Source organism: Sphingomonas sp. ABOLE (assembly GCF_003950455.1).
Taxonomy (GTDB): Bacteria; Pseudomonadota; Alphaproteobacteria; order Sphingomonadales; family Sphingomonadaceae; genus Sphingomonas; species Sphingomonas trueperi.
In genome coordinates this window covers 1-2,884 of record NZ_QQWY01000086.1, presented here as the reverse complement: position 1 = coordinate 2,884, position 2,884 = coordinate 1, and the positions used below count along the sequence as shown (strand labels likewise).

The 2,884-nt window shown below is 70.3% G+C and carries 3 protein-coding genes; all 3 read right to left on the bottom strand.

Translation table 11 applies throughout. From position 1 onward, the window contains the following. The coding region (locus CA234_RS23895) for a chemotaxis protein CheW (protein WP_126002923.1) at positions 1 to 479 on the bottom strand (479 nt) is incomplete at its 3' end. Between the two features lie 4 nt (positions 480 to 483). Beyond that, the gene (locus CA234_RS23890) at positions 484 to 2,439 is read right to left on the bottom strand and encodes a chemotaxis protein CheA (protein WP_126002922.1); all 1,956 of its coding nucleotides are present in this window, start codon (positions 2,437 to 2,439) and stop codon (positions 484 to 486) included. Then, the gene (locus CA234_RS23885) at positions 2,436 to 2,804 is read right to left on the bottom strand and encodes a response regulator (protein ID WP_066727388.1); all 369 of its coding nucleotides are present in this window, start codon (positions 2,802 to 2,804) and stop codon (positions 2,436 to 2,438) included. Before CA234_RS23885 ends, CA234_RS23890 begins: the two co-directional genes overlap by 4 nt. Positions 2,805 to 2,884 lie beyond the last annotated feature (80 nt).

Here is a 2,884-nt window from a genome sequence, read left to right as displayed (position 1 = left end):
GCGGCGAAGATGGCGTGGAGGTCGGGGAGGACGACGACGCCGTCGTCGCGGCGGACCAGGGTGCGGACGAACTGGCGGCGCCAGCGCATGCCGACGGCGGGGGGCTCCTCGCTCGCGCTCTCGGCGAGGGTTGCCACCTCGTGGACCTTGTCGGTGCGGATGCCGATCTGGAGCGGCTCGTCGCCGAGCGCGATCTCGATCACCACGATGCGGCTGTCGAGCGTCGCCGCCTCGGCCGGCGGCATCGCAAAGGCCTGGCGCAGGTCGGCGATCGGGATGATCTTGCCGCGGAAATTGACCACGCTGTGGACCAGCGGCGCCGCGCCCGGCACCCGGGTCTCGGGCAAGAGGTCGAGGATCTCGCGGACCAGCACCGCCTCCAGCGCGAAGGTCTCGTCGCCGAGGTCGAAGGTGAGGACCTCGAGATGGCCGGTTTCGTCCCAGGGGACGGTGGCGGCGTGGGTGGTGCTATCCTGCATGGGCTCAACCGGCGGCACGCAGCCGCTCCTCCTGCTGCTGGCCGGCCAGCACGAGCTGGACGACGTCGAGGATCAGCGCGACGCCGCCGTCGCCCAGGATGGTCGCACCGGCAAAGGCGGCGACGTCCTGGTGCAAGGGCGACATCGACTTGATCACGGTCTGGTGGCTGCCGATGATCTGGTCGACGACCAGCCCGACGCGCTCGGCGCCGGTGGCGATGACGACGATCTTCTGGTGCGGATCGGGCTTGGTGCCCGTGGCGAACATCTCGCGCAGGCGCAGGAAGGGCACCAGCCGATCGCGCAGGGTGATGAAGCTGCGGCCGCGCGAGCGCAGATCCTCCTCCAGGCTCAGCTCGAGGCACTCTTCCACCGCCGCGAGCGGGATCACGTAGCGGCCCTCGCCGACGCGGACGAGCAAGCCGTCGATGATCGCGAGCGTCAGCGGGATGCGCAGCACGACCTTGGAGCCTTCGCCGGGGGTCGACGTGATGTCGATCGCGCCGCGCAGGCTCTCGATGGTGCGCTTGACCACGTCCATGCCGACGCCGCGGCCGGAGAGGTTGGTCACCGCCGCCGCGGTCGAGAAACCGGGGTGGAAGATCAGGTGGAGCAGCTCGCTGTCGCTGAGCACCTGCCCGGGCTGGATCAGCCCCTGGGCTTCCGCCTTGGCGCGGACGCGCTCGCGGTTGATGCCGCGGCCGTCGTCCTGGATGGTGATCAGCACCTCGCCGCCGGCCTGGTGGGCGGACAAGCGGACATGGCCGGTGGCGGGCTTGCCGGCGGCGACGCGCTCGTCCTCGGGCTCGAGGCCGTGGTCGCAGGCGTTGCGGATCAGATGGACCATCGGGTCGGCGAGCCGCTCGATCACGGTCTTGTCGACCTCGGTGGCCTCGCCTTCGGTGGAGAGCTCGATCGCCTTGCCGGTCTCGCGGGCGAGATCGTGGATCAGGCGGCGGAAGCGACCGAACAGCGTCGCCACCGGCACCATGCGCAGCACCATCATCGTGTCGCGCAGCTCGCTGACCAGCCGCTCGATTTCCTCGGAGATCGAGCGCAGCACCATGTCGCCGCCCTGGCCGTTGGCGAGCTGCGAGAGGCGGCTGTGGACGATGACCAGCTCGCCCACCCGGTCCATCAGCTCGTCGAGCCGCTCGGCGGGGACGCGGACGCTCTCGCCGGTCTTGGCCGCGGCCTTGGCCGGGCCGCCGGCTTCGGGGGCAGCGGCGGCGGTTGCGACCGGCGCGTCGACGATCTCGGCGGGGGCTTCGGCCGCGCCGCCGAGTTCCTCGATCACCAGCTCCATGTCGTCCATCACGAACAGGAACACGTCGTCGATATCGTCGCGCGAGATGTCGCCGAACAGTTCGACGTCCCAGCCGATATGGCATTCGACCGGGTTGAGCTCGGCGAGCGGGGGCAGCCGGTCGGTGCGCGCGGTGATGGTGCAGTCGCCCAAGCTCCGCAGCTCGTCGAGCAGCATCAACGGGTTGGTGCCGTTGGCCATCGATTCGGGCGGCAGATAGAAGGTCAGGCGCCAGCCCTCGCGCACGGGTGCGGAGGGCGTGGGCGCCGGCGCGCCGGCGGCGGCGTCGACCTCGCGCTGCAGTTCGGCGAGGATCGCGGCGCCGGCGGCTTCGAGCCCCGTGCCGTCGCCGTCGACCAGCGCGCGCATATGGTCCTTGGCCGAGAGGATCACCGCGACCAGCCCCTGCGTCGCGGGCGCGAGGCCCTTGCGGACGCGGTCGAAGGCGGTCTCGCAGTGATGGGTGAAGCTGGCCAGCGCGTCGAACCCGAACATCGCGCCCGAGCCCTTGAGCGTGTGCAGGCCGCGGAACACCGCGTCGATCAGGTCGCGGTCGTCGAGCCGGTGGGTCAGGTCGAGCAGTCCCTGCTCGACCTGGTCGAGCAGGTCGCCGGCCTCGACCCGGAAGGCGGCGATCGGATCGCCGCCGCTCACCGGCCGAGCACCTTGCGCGATACCTTGAGCAGCTGCTCGGGGACGAAGGGCTTGACCAGCCAGCCGGTGGCGCCGGCGGCCTTGGCCTGCTGCTTCATCGCGTCATCGCTCTCGGTGGTGAGGAACAGGATCGGCGTGCCGCACTGGGCGGGATCCTTGCGCAGCTCGCGGATCATCGTCAGCCCGTCCATGTTGGGCATGTTCAAGTCGGTGATGATCAGGTCGAACGTCGCGCCCTTGGCCTTGGCCAGGCCCTCGACGCCGTCGCCGGCCTCGGTGACGCTGTAGCCCGCGCCGGTCAGCGCGATCTTGATCGCCATACGCAGGCTGGGCGAATCATCGACGGTGAGGATCGAGGCGGTCATTGGGCACGTTCTCCGTGAAACCAGAAGTCGAGATCTTGGGGGGTGGCTGCGGCGAGAAAACCGGCACGCTCCAGCAGCGC

Coding starts and splice junctions, on each gene's coding strand:
- CA234_RS23885 (WP_066727388.1), bottom strand. CDS start 2,804: ATGACCGCCTCGATCCTCACCGTCGATGATTCGCCCAGCCTGCGTATG.